The sequence below is a fragment of the Mycobacterium kyogaense genome (genome assembly GCF_036946525.1).
GTDB classification, from domain to species: Bacteria; Actinomycetota; Actinomycetes; order Mycobacteriales; family Mycobacteriaceae; genus Mycobacterium; species Mycobacterium kyogaense_A.
In genome coordinates this window covers 66,247-84,711 of sequence record NZ_JAQIIY010000007.1, presented here as the reverse complement: position 1 = coordinate 84,711, position 18,465 = coordinate 66,247, and the positions used below count along the sequence as shown (strand labels likewise).

The window sequence follows — 18,465 nt, the reverse complement described above, 5'->3', positions numbered from 1 at the left end:
ACTTTCGTCTTCGGCTGTTACTGGGTGGCGGGAATCGGGGAGATCGGCGCGACGTGTACGGCTGCCAGGTCGATCTCGGCGGGTGAGGGAAGGGTGGTTCCGGGAAGTGCCGCGGCGGCGCTGCCGTAGGCGACGGCCATCTGGAGGCGCTGCGGGGAGACCGCGCCACCGACTTCGGCGCGGACGTATCCGGCCAGCGAGGAGTCGCCGGCGCCGACGGTGCTGCGCGGCACGATGGGCGGCGGTGTCGCCATCCAGGCGCCGTTCGCGTCGACCAGCACGGCACCTTCGGCGCCGAGGGTGGCGAGCACGGCCCCGACGCCGCGGTCGACGAGCTGGTGCGCGGCGGCCACGACCGGCTCGGGATCACCCTGTGCGACAGCCTGTTCGAGAACCTCGGGGGACAGGCCCAGGACGCTGGCCAGTTCCTCGGCGTTGGGCTTGATCAGATCCGGTGCGCCGCGCTCCAGGGAGGCGACGAGGGCGGCCAGCGGCGCGTCGGAAGTGTCGACGGCGACCCGGCACCGACGCGTGGCGAGCATCGCCACCACGTCGCCGTACCAGGACGTCGGCATCCCCGGCGGCAACGAGCCGGACAGCACCACCCAGTCCGCGTCGTCGGCGGCAGCCAGCACCGCGTCGGTCAGCGCGGTCACCGTCGCCGCGTCCAGCGTGGCGCCCGGCTCGTTGATCTTGGTGGTGGTGCCGTCGGGCTCGGTGATCGTCAGATTGGTCCGGGCGGGTTCGGCGGAGGTCACCACGCGGTAGGACACCGCCGCGGCTTGCAGTGCGGTGATCAACGGGTCGTTTGCGCTGGCCGGCAGGACCGCGAGCGCGTCGAGACCGGCCAGCGTCAGGGCCCGGGCGACGTTGACGCCCTTGCCGCCGGCCTGATCGGTCACCGAGGTGACGCGATGCACCGCGCCTCGGGTCAGGGGAGAGGGCAGCGACGCCGTGCGGTCGATGCTCGGGTTGGGGGTCACGGTGACGATCACAGTTGGTCTCCTGCGCAGACGATTTCGATGCCCTGGTCGGTCAGCGCGCTCCGGTCGGCGGCGCTGATCTCCGGGTCGGTGATGAGGGTGTCGACACTGGTGATGGGCGCGAAGCTGACGAAGTCCTCTCGACCCACCTTGGACGAATCCGCAGCGACGACAACGTAGTTAGCGGACTGCACCATCGCGCGCTTGACGGCCGCCTCCTCGCTGTCGGGGGTGGAGAGCCCATGCCGAACGCTGATGGCGTTGGAGCCGATGAACGCGATGTCCACCCGCAGGGTGTCGAGCACGCGCAGCGTCTGCTCGCCGACGGCGGCCTGGGTGACCCCGCGGACCCGTCCGCCCAGCAGCTGCAGTGACACCGTCGGCATTGTGGCCAGGCGCGCGGCGATCGGCACGGAGTTGGTGACGACGACGAGTTCGCGGTCGGTCGGCAGGTGCGCGGCGATGCGCATGGTGGTGGTGCCGGCGTCGAGGAGCACGGTCGCCCCGCTGAGCGGGAAGAACTCGGCGGCCGCTTCGGCGATCGCGTCCTTGTGCTCGGAACGGGTGACGTCGCGCTCGCCGACGCCCGGCTCGACGAGGTGTAGTGCGCGTACCGGTACGGCCCCGCCGTGTACCCGCCGCACGACGCCCGCTTTGTCGAGAACCGCGAGATCCCGACGTACGGTCTCGGTGGTCACGTCGTAGGCCGCGGCCAGTTCGGTCACCGAGGCGCGGCCCTTGGCCATGACCAGCGAGGCGATGGCCTGCTGCCGCTCTTCGGGGTACATGGAGCTCCGTTTGTGTGGGGATGTGTGCGATTGATTGTTGATATTGTTGGTTTTACTCTTGAACGTGTTGACTTGTCAACGGTTTCTTGTAACCTGGTTCACATGACTGCGATGTCCCTGTCTAGCTCACAGGTCTCCGATTCGGCCGCATCCAGCGCCGTCCTGCACGGCGTCCCCGTCGTGACCGGGGTGGCGTATGCGCCCGTGATCCGTCCGGGCAAGCTGCCCGAGGTCGACGTGTCCGTTCTCCCCGAGATCGCGGACGCGGACCGCCCGGCCGAGAAGGAACGCTTCGGCGCGGCCGCGGCCACTGTGGCCACCCGGCTGCGGGAGCGCGCCCGCCCACGCCACCGGCGCCGCCTCGGAGGTTCTCGCCGCGACGGCCACCCTCGCGCAGGACCGCGGCTGGCTCGGTGCTGCCGAGAAGCGCATCAATGACGGCACGCCCGCCGTCCGCGCCGTGAGCGGGGCGATCGACCAGTTCGTCGACATGTTCACCAAGCTGGGTGGCCTCATGGCCGAGCGCGTGACCGACCTGCGCGACATCCGCGACCGCGTGATCGCCGAGCTCAACGGTCTGCCCGAACCGGGCGTGCCGCTGCCCGACGAGCCGTCGGTGCTGTGCGCCGAAGACCTCGCCCCCGCCGACACCGCCGGCCTCGACCCCGCGCTCATCGTCGCGCTGGCCACCACGTTGGGCGGCCCCACCAGCCACACCGCGATCATCGCGCGGCAGTTGGGGATTCCGTGCGTGGTCGCCGTCGCCGGGTTGGACGACGTGCCCGCCGGGACGACCGTGCTGGTCGACGGCACCCGAGGCACGGTCACGGTGAATCCCGACGCCGCCGAGGCCCGCACCGCCGTCGACGACGCCGCCCGCGTGGCCGCCGCGGCCGCCGGGTGGACCGGGCCGGGTCAGACTGCCGACGGTCACCAGGTTGCCGTCTTGGCCAACGTCCAGGACGGCGCCGCTGCGCGGTCCGCGCGGGAGACTCCGGCCGAAGGCGTCGGGTTGTTCCGTACCGAACTGTGCTTCCTCAACACCGACGCCGAGCCCACTGTCGATGAGCAGGCCGAGATCTACGGCGAGGTGCTCGACGCGTTCGCCGGGCACAAGGTCGTGATCCGCACGCTGGACGCCGGCTCGGACAAGCCACTCAAGTTCGCCGGTCACCCGGACGAAGCCAACCCGGCGCTCGGGGTGCGCGGCATCCGAATCGCGGAGAACAACCCCGGGCTGCTGGCTCACCAGCTCGACGCGATCGCCGCTGCCGCTGAGCGCACCGGCCAGAAGCCGTGGGTGATGGCGCCGATGATCGCGACCGCCCAGGAGGCGCAGAACTTCGCCGAGCAGGTGCGCAGCCGCGGCCTCACCCCCGGCGTGATGATCGAGGTTCCCGCCGCCGCGCTGCTGGCCGACCGCATCCTCGAGCACGTCGACTTCCTGTCGATCGGCACCAACGACCTCGCGCAGTACACGATGGCCGCTGACCGGATGTCCGCCGACCTGGCCACCCTCACCGACCCGTGGCAACCCGCCGTCCTCGCGTTGGTGGCGATGACCGTCCGCGCCGGCATCGTCGCGGGCAAGCCCGTCGGGGTGTGCGGTGAGGCAGCGGCCGACCCGCTGCTGGCGTGCGTGCTGACCGGGCTCGGCGTCACGTCGCTGTCGGCCGCGGCCGCCGCGGTGCAGGGTGTCGGCGCGAAGCTCGCGCAGGTGACGCTCGAGCAGTGCCGCGAAGCAGCCGATGCCGTCCTGGGAACCGCCAGCGCGGCAGACGCCCGCGCGGCCGCGCTCGAGGTGCTGGGCTAGACGGTCCAGCCCGCGGCCTGAGGCCACGTTTCCACGTCGACGCCGTCGCGCGTCAGCTTCACCGATACGTAGCCGTGCTCGTCGGCCGAGGAGATGGTGTCGGCGTACACCCGTCGCGCCTCGTCCTCGGGCCCGTCGACGAGGGACGTTTCCTGCGCGCCGTTGTCGGGGTTCCCGGGATCGTGCGGGGTAGCGGCAACGACCTGCCAGTGCTCTGTCATGGCCGCCTAGTACCCACGGCCCACGCGTCTAGTGTGCGTCCAGCGCATCAAAATGGCCGATTTGGCGATCTGGCTGCACACCAGCGGCGCGAAGGACTCCAGGAATTAATCGGACCGCGGTCCGGTTGAAAAGAACATGCCCGCAATCACCGCAGACACCCTGACCCTGCCCCGGCTGTCCGCACCCACGCCCGCCGACACCGAACGCCCCGTGCGCTCGGTCACCAGCGGCCCCCGCGGCTACGAAGGTGAGGGTTTCCCCGTCGTCCGCGCCTTCGCCGGTGTCAACGCCCGCGACCTCGACCCGTTCGTCCACATGGACCAGATGGGCGAGGTGGAGTACCAACCCGGTGAGCCGCGCGGCACCGACTGGCACCCGCACCGCGGCTTCGAGACGGTGACCTACATGATCGACGGTCGCTTCGCCCACCAGGACTCACACGGGGGCGGCGGCATGATCACCGACGGCGCCACCCAGTGGATGACAGCAGGGTCCGGCGTCCTGCACATCGAGACCCCGCCGGCCGAACTGGTCGAGAGCGGCGGCCTGTTCCACGGCATCCAGCTGTGGGTGAACCTGCCCCGCAGCGACAAATTCGCCGCGCCGAGATACCAGTCGATCGAAGGCCCCCAGGTCGGTCTGGTCGCCTCCGAGGACGGCGGCGCCCTGGTCCGCGTGATCGCCGGCGACGTCGGCGGCCACGCCGGCCCGGGGGCCACCCACACCCCGATCACGCTGGCGCACGCCACCATTCAGCCCGGCGCCCGGCTGGACGTGCCGTGGAACCGTGATTTCAACGCGCTGGTCTACGTGCTGTCCGGCCGCGGGTCGGTCGGCCCCGTCGGCCACCCGATCGAACAGGGTCAGCTCGCGGTCCTCGGGCCCGGCGACCGCATCAGCGTCGCCGCCGCAGCCACCCAGGACGCCCATCGCCCCGCGATGGAAGTGCTGCTGCTCGGCGGCCGGCCGTTGCGGGAACCGGTGTTCCAGTACGGCCCGTTCGTGATGAACTCCAAGTCCGAACTCATCGCTGCGGTCGAGGATTTCAACGCCGGTCGGTTCGGCGCCATCCCGCCGAACGCGCTGATGCCGCACCGGTCAATCCGCTGACGCCGGATAGATCAGCTCCAACTCGCCCAGCAGGGCCGCGACGGTCAGCAGCGGTAGCGCCGCCGAGATGCCGAGATCGTTCTCCGGTGCCTTCTCGCGCATCTCATTTCTGAGGGCCCGCACGAAATCGTCGCTGATCGGCGTCAGCGACGACGCCGCGTTGGGGCTACCGGCCACCCGCTCGCGGATCGCCTTCGCATGCGATTCGACGACCGCGCGCACGGCCGGGTACGCCGACAGCGGCGGAGGTGTCGGGATGTCGGCGATCAGATCGGCAGCCATCCGCAGCCGGATCGCCCTGTTGAACGAGCGGACCACCGGCGCCCGGAAATCCGAGTCGCCGCCGCTTTCCGAAAGATATTGGCGCACAGCATCGTCGATCACTCGGGAGGCCGCCAGGGCCTGATGGCTCAACGTCGTCACCTCGTCGTTGCGCTCCTCGTAGGCGCCGCGGGTGATACGTAGCACCGCCGCCCACAGGTAGCCGGCGAAGATCGACCGTGCCGAGTCGATCGCCCGGGTCACCGAGGCCGTCGCACCCCGCGGCCACAGCAGCACCGACACCACCACGCCCACCAACGCGCCGACGATCACGTCCTCGACCCGGATCAACCCCACCTGCCAGCCCGTCGGCACGATCAGGTTGAAGAAGATCAGCACCATCATCGTGAACGCGGCCTGCGCCGCGGTGAACGAGGCGATCTCGGGAACGTAGGCCGAGCCGAACACCGCGAACGGCATCAGCACCCACAGCACATGCGGATCCACCCCGACCAGACCGATGAGCAGCGCGCCGAGAAGGAATCCGATCGCCGTCCCGGTCACCGCGCGCCGCACGCGCGTTCCCGTGGACAGTGCGCTGCTTCGCAGTACTGAGAGTGCGCCCAGCACCACCCAGAAGCCGTGTTCGACGGGGAAGATGTGAGTCACGGCGACCGCGATGGCCAAGCCGAGGCCGGTGCGCACGCTGTTGCGCACCGCCACGGCGCGATTCGCGAGGAAGCCCGACGTGATCTGCGCGACCGCAGCGGCTTCGGGCAACAGCCGGTCCGACGCTCCGGTAGCCGGCAGTCGCCTGCCCAGAGCCCTGGCCCACACCGGTCGGGCGTCGGCGGCCGCGGCGGCGGCGATAATGCGGCCCGTCGCACCGATCGTCGCGGCGATCGTGCGCCGCTGCAGCAACGCACGGCCCAACTCGACGGCGCGTTCGTCGTCGGGGGCGCTGAGGATTTCGTCGAGGTCCTCCCGCCAACGGCCCCGCGCAGTCGTCCGCAACACTTCGAGCGCCGCGTCGAGATCCATGCGGGCCACGTCCCGCTCGGTCCGCCGGGAGATGCGCAGCACGGCAGCGGCGGAGCGCAGCACACGCACCACCGCTTTCCGGTCGCGCAAGGTGACTCCGGCGTCGTGCCCGACCCGATCGGACACCCACTCGAGATCGTCGACCACCCGCACCAGCGCCCTGCTGCCCGCGGTCAATCCGACCGGCCGAAAATCCGCCCCCAGGAACGTCTCTCGTAATTGGTTCATCGCTCGGCGTACATCGTCAGCAGTGGCGGCGCCGTCGATTCGGTCGGCCAGCGTGCGGCAGGCCCGGGCCGCGTGCCGGCGCAACTGCCCGTGATGCCGCGGCGGCAGAACGAACAGCGCGGCCGGCACGCAGACGGCGAGCGCGATCGCCCAGCCCGTCAGCCGCTGACCGATGGGGCCGGGTGGCGTGCACGCCGGCAACACGAACAACAGCAGCGTGGCCCGCTGGCCGGCCGCCACCGTCTCGCTCAGCACACCGGAGAACGTCACCACCACGCCGAGCACGAACATCACCGCCACCGCCGGCCACGGATACGGCGCGATCAGCGTGCCCGCCGTGATCAACACGAAGCCGTTGAGGCCGAGACCGGCGTAGGCGACGGCGCGGTTCTGCCGATTGCCCGGGAAATCGGAGAACACCAGCAGGGCCACCGAACCGAACAGCGTGAACAGCGCCGTCTGCGGATTGCCTCCGCCGATCAGGAAGCTCGTGGCCGCTGAGATCGGCACCACGGTGGCTGCCCGCACGGCACGCCGCAGCGCGTCGTTGTCCGGGTCTCGCTGATGCATCCGCCGGACGATGCGTGCGCGGACGTCGAGCGTCGGCGCGGTCGTCAATGCGCGAGCACCTTCACCGCGATTACGAGCAGGCCCACCATGACCAGGGTTACCACGGTGAGCGTTTGCTGCCACCACGGCAACCGAGTGCGGCGCACCGCCAGCAACGCGATGAGGCCGAGCTCGCCGACGAGGATCCACTTCGCGACCCACATCGCCGTGTCGGTGTCGAGCAGCCCGAAGCCCGCGGTCGCCAGTGCCGCCAGCGGAAGCACAGCTGCCTGCAGGATCTGCCCCGACGCCTGCATGATCCGCCAGCGCTCCACCCCGTGCGGCGCCTCCTCGTGCACGGCCAGGTGGGCGACCCAGTCGGCCAGCAGGCTGGCCGCCCACAGCCCGCCCATGGTCACCGCGACATCGAGCATGCGGGCCCAGCCGCTGGTGTCGTCTTCTGTGTAGCGAGTCAGGACCACCAGCGTGGCCAGGCACGAGATGGCCCCGTACAGCCGCTCCCGCAGCATCGCCACGACATGCTCGACGGGCGCTGCGTCGGTCTCGGTGCGGGCAGAGTCAGTCACTGTCAGTCACTATCTGGCACCGACGCGAACCGCCCGGCGTCCAGACTTTCGAGCAATTCGGTCACCAGCCACTCCAATCCGTCCGGGTTGCGTGGCAACAGTGCCTGCTCGTATCCGACGAGCAGATAGATCGACCACGCCGCGAACATCTCAGCCTGCCGTCTGCTTCCCAATACTTGCAACGCGGCCTCCAAGACCGCGTCGAAACGGTGACGGTCGACCGCCGCCTGCGCATCGCGCACGTGCGGGTCGATCGAGCCCCAGACGCGGATCGCCGCCTCGGCGCCGTGCGGCAGCGTCAACCCGCCTTTGATCATCCGATCCAGCCGTCGCCTCGGGTCGGGGTCCTCGCCGACCTCTTCCACGCGGACCGTCATCCGGACCTTCCAGTCCGTGACGAGCTGACGCGTGAAGTCCGACCAGCTCGCGAAGTGGTGATAGAACGACCCGCTCGTCACACCGAGCCTGCCGCACACCGCCGCGAGCTTCAGACCGCCGTATCCGGATTCGGCCAGCACATCGAACCCCGCCTGAAAAAACAATTCCCGTGACCCCGTTGCCCCCATGTCCAAACTCTAAAACGGCGGTTCGAGGTTTGCTCAAATGCGCCTGTCGGGTTCGTAAACGACGGCCTGCGGGTGCTGCCGGTGACGTGTGGCACAATTTCGGGGTGCCTTACACGGCGAGTAGAGGCCCAGGTCGACCCCCCGCGGCGAAGGCTGCCGAGACGCGGGAGCGCATTTTGCTTGCTGCGCGCGAGGTGTTCAGCGAGTTGGGGTACGACGCCGCGACGTTCCAGGCGATCGCCGTCCGGGCCGATCTGACCCGACCAGCGATCAATCACTACTTTGCCAGCAAGCGTGTGCTGTGGGGCGAGGTCGTCGAGCAGACGAACTCGACGATCGTCAGCACCGGAGTGTCCCGCGCGCGAGAACGCACCGGCCTGGTCGACAGGCTGGCGGCGTTCCTGGCGGCGACCACGCAGGTCGACACCGACGATCGCTCCGCGGCGGCGTTCCTGGTCACGTCGGTCCTGGAGACCCAACGGCATCCCGAGCTGGTCAGCGACGAGCACGATCCGCTGAAGAACTCCCGGTCCTTCGTCGCGTGGGCGGTCAACGACGCGATCGCTCGAGGTGAGCTCAGCTCTGACACCGACGTCGACCATCTGGTCGAGATGCTCGTCGCGGTGCTGTGGGGGATGGGCTTCTATGCCGGGTTCGTCGGAGACCGCGCCGCGCTGGGCACGGTGGTTCACAAACTCGAGCTTCTTCTTGCCAACAAGCTGTGGCATCTCGGTTCCTAGATTCACCGGGCCGTCGCGATAGTTAGACTCCCGAAGTATGAGCAGCTCGCGCACGGACAACGACTCCTGGGACATCACCTCCAGCGTCGGCGCCACGGCCGTCATGGTCGCCGCCGCGCGCGCCGCTGAGACGCGGCGCCCCGACGCGCTGATTCGTGACCCGTACGCCGAGATCCTGATCGCCGAAGCCGGCGATGGCGTGTGGGCGCTGATGCTCGATGACGATTTCGTCGCCCGGGTGACCACCTCCGATCCGGAGGTCGCCGCGATGTTCGACAACATGAAGAGCTACCAGGCGGTGCGCACCCGGTTCTTCGACTCTTTCTTCGAGGAGGCGCTGACCGCGGGCGTCCGGCAGATCGTGATCCTCGCGTCCGGCCTGGATTCCCGCGCGTTCCGGCTACCCTGGCCGGCGGGCACCACCGTCTTCGAGATCGACCAGCCCAAGGTGCTCGAGTACAAGGCCGCGACGCTCACCGACCACGGCGTCGACCCCACGGCCGACCGGCGCGCGGTGGCGATCGACCTGCGCCAGGACTGGCCAGCCGCGTTGACGGCTGCCGGATTCGACCCTGGTCAGCGGACGGCGTGGCTGGCTGAAGGACTGCTCATGTACCTGCCTGCCGACGCCCAGGACCGACTGTTCACACAGGTCACCGAGCTGAGCGCGCCGGGCAGCCGCATCGCCGCCGAGTCGATGGGTCTGCACGCCGAGGACCGCCGCGAACGCATGCGCGAGCGGTTCGCCCGCATCACCGCACAGTTCGACGTCCAGCCGATGGACATCAGCGAGCTCACCTACGACGATCCCGACCGCGCCGACGTCGCCGAGTGGCTCGACGCCCACGGTTGGCGCGCCACCGCGGTGCCCTCGCTCGACGAGATGCGCCGCCTCGACCGCTACGTCGAGGTCGAGGACGCCGACAGCGGATCGTTCTCGACGTTCACCACCGCCGTTCGGGACTGAACCGGGCGGCTGTTCACCAACTGGATGGTTGGCTACGATTCGGGGTACTCGCCGGTCAGATCAAGGAGACCCTTCATGACCACCGATTCCGCTGTGCCCGTCGCACTGGGCGCCGACACCCCCGACATCGCAGCCACCGTCCGCAGGCTCCGGGAGACCTTCGCGACCGGGCGCACCCGTAGCGTCGAATGGCGTAAGCAGCAGCTGAACGCCCTCGGACGGTTGATGACCGAGAACGAGGCGGCGATCGCCGACGCGCTGGAGAAGGACCTCGGTCGCACCCCGTTCGAAGCTTGGCTCGCCGACGTCGCCAGCACCGCGGGTGAGGCCAAGAGTGCCGCCAAGAGCGTGAGCAAGTGGATGAAGCGCAGCTACAAGATGCTCGAGATGTCCCAGTTGCCCGGGCGCGGCTGGGTCGAATACGAGCCCTACGGCACCGTGCTCATCATCGGTGCCTGGAACTTCCCGTTCGCGCTGACGCTGGGCCCCGCCGTCGGCGCCATCGCCGCGGGAAACACGGTCGTGCTCAAACCCTCCGAGGTGTCCCCGGCATCCTCGGCGCTGATGGCCGAGCTGGTCCCGCGCTACCTCGACAACGACGCCGTCGTCGTGATCGAAGGCGACGGCGTGGTGAGCCAGGAACTGATCGACCAGGGCTTCGACTATCTGCTCTTCACCGGCGGCACGGAGGTCGGCCGTAAGGTCTACGAGCGGGCCGCCGCGCACCTGACGCCGGTCACTCTCGAACTCGGTGGCAAGAGCCCGGTGATCGTGTCGGCCGACGCCGACATCGAGGTCGCCGCCAAGCGCATCGCGTGGACGAAACTGATCAACTCCGGGCAGATCTGCATCGCGCCCGACTACGTGCTGGCCGAGGCCTCGATCCGCGACGAGTTCGTCGACAAGCTGCGCGCCGCCGTGGCCGACTTCGAGGCGAACAACCCCAGCGGTAAGCGCATCGTCAACGAGCGGCACTTCAACCGGCTCACCAACGCCCTGGCCGCCACCAAGGGCACCGTCGCCGTCGGCGGAGACTCCGACGCGGCCAACATCAAGATCCAGCCGACCGTCGTCGTCGACCCGGACCCGGCCGAACCGCTGATGACCGACGAGATCTTCGGACCGATCCTTCCCGTGGTGACCGTCCAAAATATCGACGAGGCAATTGATTTCGTCAACGCGCGGCCCAAACCGCTGGCCGCCTACCTGTTCACCAAGACCAAAGCGGTGCGTGAGCGCGTGGTCAAGAACATCTCCGCCGGCGGCATGGTGATCAACCACCTGCTGTTCCACTTCGCCACGCACAAGCTGCCTTTCGGCGGCGTGGGACCGTCCGGCATGGGTGCCTACCACGGCAAGTTCGGCTTCGAGACGTTCAGCCACAAGAAGACCGTGATGACCAAGCCGACCCGACCCGACGTCGCCTCCTTCATCTACCCCCCGTATACAGAGAAGGCGTGGAAGCTCGCCAGACGGCTTTTCTGAGAAAGGGATACTCATGCCAGGAGTGCAGGATCGGGTCATCGTCGTCACCGGTGCCGGAGGCGGACTCGGGCGCGAATACGCGCTGACGCTCGCCCGTGAGGGTGCCAGCGTGGTCGTCAACGACCTCGGCGGGGCACGAGACGGCACGGGCGCCGGCCACAACATGGCCGACGAGGTCGTCAAGGAGATCAAGGACGCGGGTGGGCGCGCGGTCGCCAACTACGACTCCGTCGCCGAGCCCGAGGGCGCTGCCAACATCATCAAGACCGCGGTCGACGAGTTCGGCAAGGTCGACGGTGTGGTCAGCAACGCCGGCATCCTGCGCGACGGCACGTTCCACAAGATGGAGTTCTCCAACTGGGACGCCGTGCTGAAAGTGCACCTCTACGGCGGCTACAACGTGGTCCGCGCTGCCTGGCCGCACTTCCGCGAGAACGGTTTCGGTCGCGTCGTCGTCGCGACCTCGACCAGTGGTCTGTTCGGCAACTTCGGGCAGGCCAACTACGGCGCCGCCAAGCTGGGTCTCGTCGGCATGATCAACACGCTGGCCCAGGAAGGCGCGAAGTACAACATCAAGACCAACGCGATCGCCCCGATCGCGGCGACCCGCATGACGCAGGACATCCTGCCGCCGGAGGTCTTCGAGAAGCTCACGCCCGAGTACGTGGCGCCCGTGGTGGCCTACCTGTGCACCGAAGAGGTGCCCGAGACCGCGTCGGTGTTCATCGTCGGTGGCGGCAAGGTCCAGCGGGTGGCGCTGTTCCAGAACAAGGGTGTGACGTTCACCGAGGTGCCCTCGGTCGACGACGTCGCAGGCAAGTGGGGCGAGATCACCGATCTGTCGGCCGCCGAGCGCGCGTCGTTCAACCTCGGCTGACGGCTGCATGAAAGCGCTTGTCGCGCAGGAGTTGTCCGGACCCGCGGGATTGTCCTACACGGACATGCCCGACCCCGCGGGTGACGGGCAGGTGGTGATCGACGTCCGCGCCGCCGGGGTGTGCTTCCCCGACCTGCTTCTGCTCCGCGGTGAGTACCAGCTGAGGCTGGACCCGCCGTTCATCCCCGGCATGGAAGTGGCGGGCACGGTACGTTCCGCACCGGCTGGTTCGTCTCTTGCTGTCGGACAACGGGTTTCGGCCTTCACGATGCTCGGCGGTTATGCCGAGCAGGTGGCCGTCGCTCCCGGGAGTGTGGTGCCGACGCCGCCGGACGTCGACGACGCGTCCGCGGCCGCGCTGCTGGGCAACTACTACACGATGTACTTCGCGCTGCAACGCCGCGCGGCGCTGCGTGCCGGGGAGACCGTGCTGGTGCTCGGCTCGGGCGGGGGCGTCGGAACGGCTGCGGTGCAGATCGCCAAAGGTCTGGGCGCTCGCGTGGTGGCGATGGTGCACCGTCCCTCGGCGGTCGAGTTCGTCGAATCCCTGGGTGCGGACGTGGTTCTGCCGCTGACCGACGGGTGGCTGGACGCGGTCAAACAGCACACCGACGGCCGGGGAGTCGACGTCGTGGTGGACCCGATCGGCGGATCCGCGTTCGACGACGCCGTCCGCGCACTGGCGACCGAGGGCCGGCTGTTGGTCATCGGCTTCGCTGCCGGCGGTATCCCGACGGTCAAGGTGAACCGGCTGCTGCTGCGCAATGTCAGCGTGGTCGGAGTCGGCTGGGGCGAATTCGTCAACCGCACGCCCGGTGCGCAGGCCGAGGTCGGAGCGGGGTTGGCCGAGCTGGTGGCGCAGGGTCTGAGACCCCCTGAGCCGGTGCGGTTTCCGTTGTCGGGCGGGGCGGACGCGCTTCAGAAGCTGGCCGACGGAGAGATCCACGGGAAGCTGGTTCTGGAGCCGTGATCCGGGCGCTGGCCTTCGACGTGTTCGGCACCGTCGTCGACTGGCGCTCCAGCGTGGCCCGCGAGCTCGCGGCGTTCGGTGACCGGCACGGCATCTCCGACGACTGGTCGGCGTTCGCCGATGACTGGCGGGCCGGCTACGCGCCCGCGATGGATCGAGTGCGTCGTGGCGAGCTGCCGTGGACGCGGATCGACGACCTGCATCGTGAGCGGCTCGTGGAGCTGCTCACCGACCGCGGGATCGACGTCGACGACGCGGAGATCGACGATCTGAACCGGGCGTGGCATCGGTTGGACCCGTGGCCGGACGCGGTGGCCGGACTCACCCGGCTCAAGCAGAAGTTCGTCATCACCACGCTGTCGAACGGCAATGTGTCCCTGCTGACGAACATGGCCAAGTACGCGGGTCTGCCGTGGGATTGCGTGCTGTCCGCCGAGGTCTTCCGGCACTACAAGCCCGATCCCGAGACATATCTCGGTTGTGCCGAGATCCTCGACGTGGCGCCGGACGAGCTGATGATGGTGGCTGCGCATCCGTCCGACCTACGCGCGGCGCGGGATGCCGGGCTGCGGACCGGGTTCGTGTTCCGGCCCACCGAGTACGGCCCGGAGCGCGCGCTGCGGAAACCTGCTGCGGACGAATTCGACGTCGTGGCAAATGATTTCGGCGATCTCGCCGACCAGCTCGGAGCCTGAGAGGATCGTGACCATGACCGTCCCCCTTCCTGATGATCTGATCGACCTGCTGAACAAGCCCAGCCCCTGCTTCGTCGCGACGCTGATGGGGGACGGCTCGCCGCAGCTCACGGAGACGTGGGTGACCACTGACGGCACCAACGTCGTCCTCAACATCGTCGGCGGCATGCAGAAGGAGCGGAACCTGCGCCGCGATCCGCGCATCGCGGTCAACGTGGCCGATCCCGAGAACGTCGCGCGCTTCTACGAGGTGCGCGGTCGCGTGACGTCGATGACCAGCGAGGGCGGCAAAGCGCACATCGACGAGCTGTCGCAGAAATATCTCGGCATCCCGTATCCGTACTTCAGCGGCAATCCCGACGAGACGCGGCTCATCGTCACGATCGAGGCCGACAAGGTCAACAGTCCGATGGCGGGCTGACCGGGAGTGAGCGCCGCCGGCATCATCCTGGTCGGGCTGGTGATCGCCGTGGGCCTGGTCGGCATCCTGGTGCCGATCCTGCCCGGCGGAATCCTGGTGATCGCGGCGATCGGGGTGTGGGCTTTCGTCGAGGGCGGCGCGGCCGCGTGGGTGACGTTCGGTGTGGCGGCGGCGTTCTTCGCGGCGGCGGCGATCATCAAATACGTGTGGCCGGCGCGGCGGATGCGCGATGCTCAGGTGCGGACGTCGGTTCTGGTGGTGGGAGCGCTGGCGGGGTTCGTCGGCTTCTTCGTGATCCCTGTCGTCGGGCTGGTGGTCGGGTTCGTCGCGGGGGTGTTCGGAGCTGAGTTGGCATCACGAGGCAACCTGACGCGGGCCTGGGCGTCGACCGTGCACGCGGTCAAAGGGGTTGCGCTGTCGGTGGGTGTGGAATTGACGGGGGCGCTGTTGGCGACGGTGACGTGGGCGGTCGGGGTGTACCTGACGAGCTGACGGGCGTAAGTGCCGGTTGCCCACTGTGAGCGACTTTTTCGGTGCCTGGTGAGTGGGGCTGTGTATCCGCCGACAATGTCGCTGAGGGTGGGCCGCCGCGGACCATCGTGCCGCGAAAGACGCCGCTCGTTCCCGGTCATTGGTGGCGACGATGATCTGGGCGGTCGGGTGTACCCGACGAGGTGACGGGCATGTGTGCCGGTTGCCCACTGTGAGCGACTGTGTCGGTGTCTGGTTAGTGGGGCTGTGTATCCGCCGACAATGTCGCTGAGGGTGGGCCGCCGAGCGGGGTAGGTCCGCGGCAAGGGTTGTGTAGGTCGGCGAGCGGGGTGGGTTCGCGGTTGCGGTTCGCGTGGACGAATCGAGTGTTTCTGACGAGGTGACGGGCGTGTGTGCCGGGTGCCCACTGTGGGCGACTTTTTCGGCGCTTGGTTAGTGGGGCTGTGTATCCGCCGACAATGTCGCTGAGGGTGGGCCGCCGCGGACCATCGTGCCGCGCGCAACGCCGCTGCATGTCGGTGCGCCGTGCAAGCCTTCGACCATGTCCGACCTGTACGTGATCCGCGGAATCGGCCTGCGCTCGGTGATCACCGACCACCTGTTCCGCGTCGGCCCACAGACCATCCCCGACCTCCTCGACGCGCTCGAGTACCAGGGTTTCACCGTCACCGGCCGGCCCGCCAAGACGGTCTCCGATGCCCTTCGCTGGGAGCGGGAACGCGGCCGGGTCCGCCGACTCCGTCGGGGCAAATACGGCCCCGGAGAAGTGCCCCGAACTACGGAACAGCGAATTTACCGCCGCGCCATGGAGCTTCGCGCCCGCGCGGGGATCGCCGCCGGTCGCGACGACGAACACTTCTGGGACCGAGTCGCGCTGTACCTCGACTAGCCCTGAAGCTGGGCGCGCAACCGGTCCAGATCCGCCGCGGTGAGCCCGCTGGCCTCCAGATAACCTGCCAGAGAACCGAATTCGTCATCCACCGTGCCAAGCGCCGCGGCCAAGTACTCCTCGCGCACCCCCAGCACCGAATCGGTGAGCCGCGCCTCCGCGAGATCCAGGATCTCCGGCGCCTCCGCCGCGCGCTCCCGCAGATTCGCCAGGATGCTCTCCCGCAGCTGCGGCACCGCATTATTGCTGCGCAGATAGTCCGCCATCACGGCGTCCCGATCCACCCCCGCGGCCTCCAGCACCACGGCGGTCGTGAAACCGGTGCGGTCCTTGCCCGCGAAGCAATGCGCCAGCACCCGTCGTCCCGAACCGAGCAGCGTGACCACCTCCCGAACGGCCCGCTGCGCCAACGGCGCGCTCGCGATCCGCCCGTACTCTTCGGTCATGTACCGCGCGGCAGCGTCGGCGATCGATTCACCGTCCGGCTTGTCGGTCATCATCCGCTTGAACGCGTGCTCGTGGGGCGCCTCGTCGTCTGACGCCGTCGTCTCGACGAACGGCAGATGGTGGATGTCGACCCCGTCGGGCACCAGTCCCGGGCCATGCCGCTCCAGTTCCCGCAGTGTGCGCAGGTCGGCGACATCCGTCACGCCGAACCCCCGCAACGCCGTGCGCCCGGCATCGTCGAGCTTGGACAGCTCACTCGCCCGGAAGAACCGTCCGGGGACGATCCCGGTCTGCTCGGCGACATCGCGGAAGTTCCATGCGCCCGACAGTTCGTCGCCGGCCGAAGCCACTAGCTGGTCACCGCCGCCGCCAAAGCCGACTTCTCCCTACCCAATTCGGCGCGGGCGATGGTGCGCATGTGCACCTCATCGGGGCCGTCGAACAGCCGCATCGCCCGGTGCCACCCGTACATCCGCGCCAGCGGGAAGTCGTCGGCGATACCCGCGCCGCCGTGCACCTGGATCGCACGATCGATGACGTCGCACGCCATCTTCGGTGCCACCGCCTTGATCTGCGCAACCAGCACCTGTGCGTCCTTGTGCTTGTTGCCGTGCTGATCGATCGTCCACGCCGCCTTGTGGCACAGCAGCCGCGTCTGGTCAATCGCATTGCGAGACAACGCAATCGACTCCCTCACCACACCCTGTTCGGCGAGCGGCTTGCCGAACGCGACGCGTTTCTGCACCCGGTCGATCATCAGTGCCAGCGCCCGCTCAGCCACGCCGATCGCCCGCATGCAGTGGTGGATTCGGCCCGGACCCAAGCGCGCCTGGGCGATCGCGAATCCGCTGCCCTCGGCATCGAGCAGGTTCGACGACGGCACCCGCACGTTGTCGAAGGCGACTTCGCAGTGGCCGTGCTGGTCCTGCCACCCGAACACCGGAAGCGACCGTTCGATCGACACCCCGGGGGTCTCGACGGGCACCAGGATCATCGACTGCTGCTGATGGCTGGCCGCATCCGGGTTGGTACGGCCCATGACGATGAGGATCTTGCACCGCGGATCGGCAGCGCCGGAGATCCACCACTTGCGACCGTTGATGACGTAATCGTCGCCGTCGCGCAGCATCGTCGTCTCGATGTTTCGGGCGTCGCTCGAGGCGACCGCAGGCTCGGTCATCGCGAACGCGCTGCGGATCTCACCGGCCAGCAGCGGCTCGAGCCACTGCTTGCGCTGCTCCGGAGTCGCGAACAGATGCAGCGTCTCCATGTTGCCGGTGTCGGGGGCCGCGCAGTTGGTGACCTCCGGGCCGATCTCCATGCTCCAGCCGGTCAACTCCGCCAGCGGTGCGTACTCGAGGTTGGAGAGCCCCGACTCGTCGGGCAGGAAGAGGTTCCACAGCCCACGGCTCTTGGCTTCGGCCTTCAACTCCTCGATGACCGGCGGCACCGTGTGATCGTCGGGGCCGGCCTCACGCCGGTACCGCTCGTAGGACTCCTCGGCAGGAATGACGTTCTCGACCATGAAATCGGTCAACCGCTGGTGGTAGTCGGCCGCCTTGGCAGACATCGCGAAGTCCATGCCCGCCACGATATGACACGTGTAAACGCCGCCGGCGGCGAGGCGGCCAGGACCAGCGCATCACTGCGCGCCCCGGCCCTCCCGGCTGTTGCGGTAGGCGGATCTGCGCAGTGAGGTCAGCCAGTGCGGCAACAGCACGACCTCGGACCCGCTGCGCTGCGTCGGATCGAACGGCTGGTCGCATTCGGGCTCGTCGCCACACAGCGCCCGATCGAACCGCAGCGTCGCCAACGGCGCGAACGACCCGCCGCCGCGCGCCTGCTCGACGGTGAACTCGATCGGTCCCGACGTGAGCCGGTCGCGTACCGCAGTCACCGACAATCCGTCGTCCTCGGGTGGCGCCACCATCTGAGCCCGCAGCCAGTACACGCCGCTGCGGTACCCCAGCGGCATCAGCGTCGAGTACTGCGCGGCCGACCACGACCGCGTCGGCCGCAGCACGATGCGCGCTGTCGACGACACCATCAGCACATCCCACGGCACCTGCGCGTCCGCGTCGCGCTGAATGCGCCAGGCCAGGCCGGCGAAGTCGGGCAACGAACCCGGCGTGCCCGCGCCTTTGGAGATCCGGCCGACCACGTCACCGGACACCAGCGGCAGGCCCTCGCCATCGGGGGCCACCCGCGTCACGGTCCCCGCGCACAGCACCCCGGTGGGATGGAAGACCCGCCGGTCACGCAGCGCGGAACCGGCCCGCAGGGGCAGCGTGGTCAGGTCGGAGATGCTCACCTGGGGATGTCTGCCCCGATCCG

General features: G+C 68.8%; 19 protein-coding genes and 1 pseudogene. 11 read left to right on the top strand and 9 right to left on the bottom strand.

The genetic code is table 11. The features are described 5' to 3' along the window. Nucleotides 1-17: 17 nt before the first annotated feature. Nucleotides 18-995 (bottom strand): 1-phosphofructokinase family hexose kinase, encoded by a 978-nt coding sequence (locus PGN37_RS04670; RefSeq protein ID WP_335329862.1) that lies wholly within the window; start codon nt 993-995, stop codon nt 18-20. Beyond that, entirely contained in the window at nt 992-1,771 is a 780-nt protein-coding gene (locus PGN37_RS04665) for a DeoR/GlpR family DNA-binding transcription regulator (RefSeq protein WP_335329861.1), read from the bottom strand. Before PGN37_RS04665 ends, PGN37_RS04670 begins: the two co-directional genes overlap by 4 nt. 42 nt (nt 1,772-1,813) lie before the next feature. On the opposite strand from PGN37_RS04665, the pseudogene ptsP reads away from it, so the two are divergent. After that, nucleotides 1,814-3,584: pseudogene (gene ptsP, locus PGN37_RS04660) on the top strand (phosphoenolpyruvate--protein phosphotransferase). On the opposite strand, the gene PGN37_RS04655 reads toward ptsP, so the two are convergent. Further along, on the bottom strand, nt 3,581-3,805 hold the full coding sequence (locus tag PGN37_RS04655) for a hypothetical protein (protein ID WP_335329860.1): 225 nt from the start codon (nt 3,803-3,805) through the stop codon (nt 3,581-3,583). The pseudogene ptsP and the gene PGN37_RS04655 sit on opposite strands and share 4 nt — an antisense overlap. A gap of 136 nt (nt 3,806-3,941) precedes the next feature. On the opposite strand from PGN37_RS04655, the gene PGN37_RS04650 reads away from it, so the two are divergent. Continuing rightward, complete coding sequence (locus tag PGN37_RS04650) at nt 3,942-4,916, top strand: pirin family protein (protein ID WP_335329859.1); 975 nt, start codon at nt 3,942-3,944, stop codon at nt 4,914-4,916. Here the strand turns inward: PGN37_RS04650 and PGN37_RS04645 are convergent. Genes PGN37_RS04645 through PGN37_RS04635 form a run of 3 tightly spaced genes read right to left on the bottom strand, consistent with a single transcriptional unit; the run spans nt 4,905 to nt 8,148 of the window. Further along, nucleotides 4,905-7,016 (bottom strand): FUSC family protein, encoded by a 2,112-nt coding sequence (locus tag PGN37_RS04645; RefSeq protein WP_335330085.1) that lies wholly within the window; start codon nt 7,014-7,016, stop codon nt 4,905-4,907. The two genes, PGN37_RS04650 and PGN37_RS04645, sit on opposite strands and share 12 nt — an antisense overlap. A gap of 44 nt (nt 7,017-7,060) precedes the next feature. Continuing rightward, entirely contained in the window at nt 7,061-7,525 is a 465-nt protein-coding gene (locus PGN37_RS04640) for a hypothetical protein (protein WP_442932854.1), read from the bottom strand. 59 nt (nt 7,526-7,584) lie between these two features. Next, the gene (locus tag PGN37_RS04635) at nt 7,585-8,148 is read right to left on the bottom strand and encodes a TetR/AcrR family transcriptional regulator (protein ID WP_335329857.1); all 564 of its coding nucleotides are present in this window, start codon (nt 8,146-8,148) and stop codon (nt 7,585-7,587) included. A gap of 104 nt (nt 8,149-8,252) precedes the next feature. Between PGN37_RS04635 and PGN37_RS04630 the strand changes: the two genes are divergently transcribed. The 9 genes from PGN37_RS04630 to PGN37_RS04590 all read left to right on the top strand — a co-directional run bounded on the left by PGN37_RS04630 (nt 8,253) and on the right by PGN37_RS04590 (nt 15,684). Continuing rightward, nucleotides 8,253-8,888, top strand: coding sequence for a TetR/AcrR family transcriptional regulator (locus tag PGN37_RS04630; protein ID WP_335329856.1), 636 nt, complete (start codon nt 8,253-8,255; stop codon nt 8,886-8,888). A gap of 37 nt (nt 8,889-8,925) precedes the next feature. Beyond that, the gene (locus PGN37_RS04625) at nt 8,926-9,855 is read left to right on the top strand and encodes a class I SAM-dependent methyltransferase (RefSeq protein WP_335329855.1); all 930 of its coding nucleotides are present in this window, start codon (nt 8,926-8,928) and stop codon (nt 9,853-9,855) included. A 75-nt stretch (nt 9,856-9,930) separates the two neighbouring features. After that, complete coding sequence (locus PGN37_RS04620; RefSeq protein WP_335329854.1) at nt 9,931-11,340, top strand: aldehyde dehydrogenase family protein; 1,410 nt, start codon at nt 9,931-9,933, stop codon at nt 11,338-11,340. A 13-nt stretch (nt 11,341-11,353) separates the two neighbouring features. Next, nucleotides 11,354-12,217: an SDR family oxidoreductase gene (locus PGN37_RS04615; protein WP_335329853.1), complete on the top strand. Its 864-nt coding sequence runs from the start codon at nt 11,354-11,356 to the stop codon at nt 12,215-12,217. A 7-nt stretch (nt 12,218-12,224) separates the two neighbouring features. Beyond that, entirely contained in the window at nt 12,225-13,187 is a 963-nt protein-coding gene (locus PGN37_RS04610; protein ID WP_335329852.1) for an NADPH:quinone oxidoreductase family protein, read from the top strand. After that, complete coding sequence (locus PGN37_RS04605) at nt 13,184-13,882, top strand: haloacid dehalogenase type II (RefSeq protein ID WP_335329851.1); 699 nt, start codon at nt 13,184-13,186, stop codon at nt 13,880-13,882. Before PGN37_RS04610 ends, PGN37_RS04605 begins: the two co-directional genes overlap by 4 nt. A 13-nt stretch (nt 13,883-13,895) precedes the next feature. After that, nucleotides 13,896-14,303: a PPOX class F420-dependent oxidoreductase gene (locus tag PGN37_RS04600; RefSeq protein WP_335329850.1), complete on the top strand. Its 408-nt coding sequence runs from the start codon at nt 13,896-13,898 to the stop codon at nt 14,301-14,303. A gap of 6 nt (nt 14,304-14,309) precedes the next feature. Next, entirely contained in the window at nt 14,310-14,795 is a 486-nt protein-coding gene (locus PGN37_RS04595) for a DUF456 domain-containing protein (protein WP_335329849.1), read from the top strand. 541 nt (nt 14,796-15,336) lie between these two features. Further along, on the top strand, nt 15,337-15,684 hold the full coding sequence (locus PGN37_RS04590; RefSeq protein WP_335329848.1) for a hypothetical protein: 348 nt from the start codon (nt 15,337-15,339) through the stop codon (nt 15,682-15,684). Here the strand turns inward: PGN37_RS04590 and PGN37_RS04585 are convergent. The 3 genes from PGN37_RS04585 to PGN37_RS04575 all read right to left on the bottom strand — a co-directional run bounded on the left by PGN37_RS04585 (nt 15,681) and on the right by PGN37_RS04575 (nt 18,442). Further along, nucleotides 15,681-16,481 carry a tyrosine-protein phosphatase gene (locus PGN37_RS04585; RefSeq protein WP_335329847.1) on the bottom strand — a complete coding sequence of 267 codons (801 nt, stop codon included), beginning with the start codon at nt 16,479-16,481 and terminating at the stop codon, nt 15,681-15,683. The two genes, PGN37_RS04590 and PGN37_RS04585, sit on opposite strands and share 4 nt — an antisense overlap. Continuing rightward, nucleotides 16,481-17,701, bottom strand: coding sequence for an acyl-CoA dehydrogenase family protein (locus PGN37_RS04580; RefSeq protein WP_335330084.1), 1,221 nt, complete (start codon nt 17,699-17,701; stop codon nt 16,481-16,483). The genes PGN37_RS04585 and PGN37_RS04580 overlap by 1 nt, the downstream gene beginning before the upstream one ends. Before the next feature lie 72 nt (nt 17,702-17,773). Further along, nucleotides 17,774-18,442, bottom strand: coding sequence for a phosphodiesterase (locus PGN37_RS04575; RefSeq protein ID WP_335329846.1), 669 nt, complete (start codon nt 18,440-18,442; stop codon nt 17,774-17,776). Between the last annotated feature and the right edge of the window lie 23 nt (nt 18,443-18,465).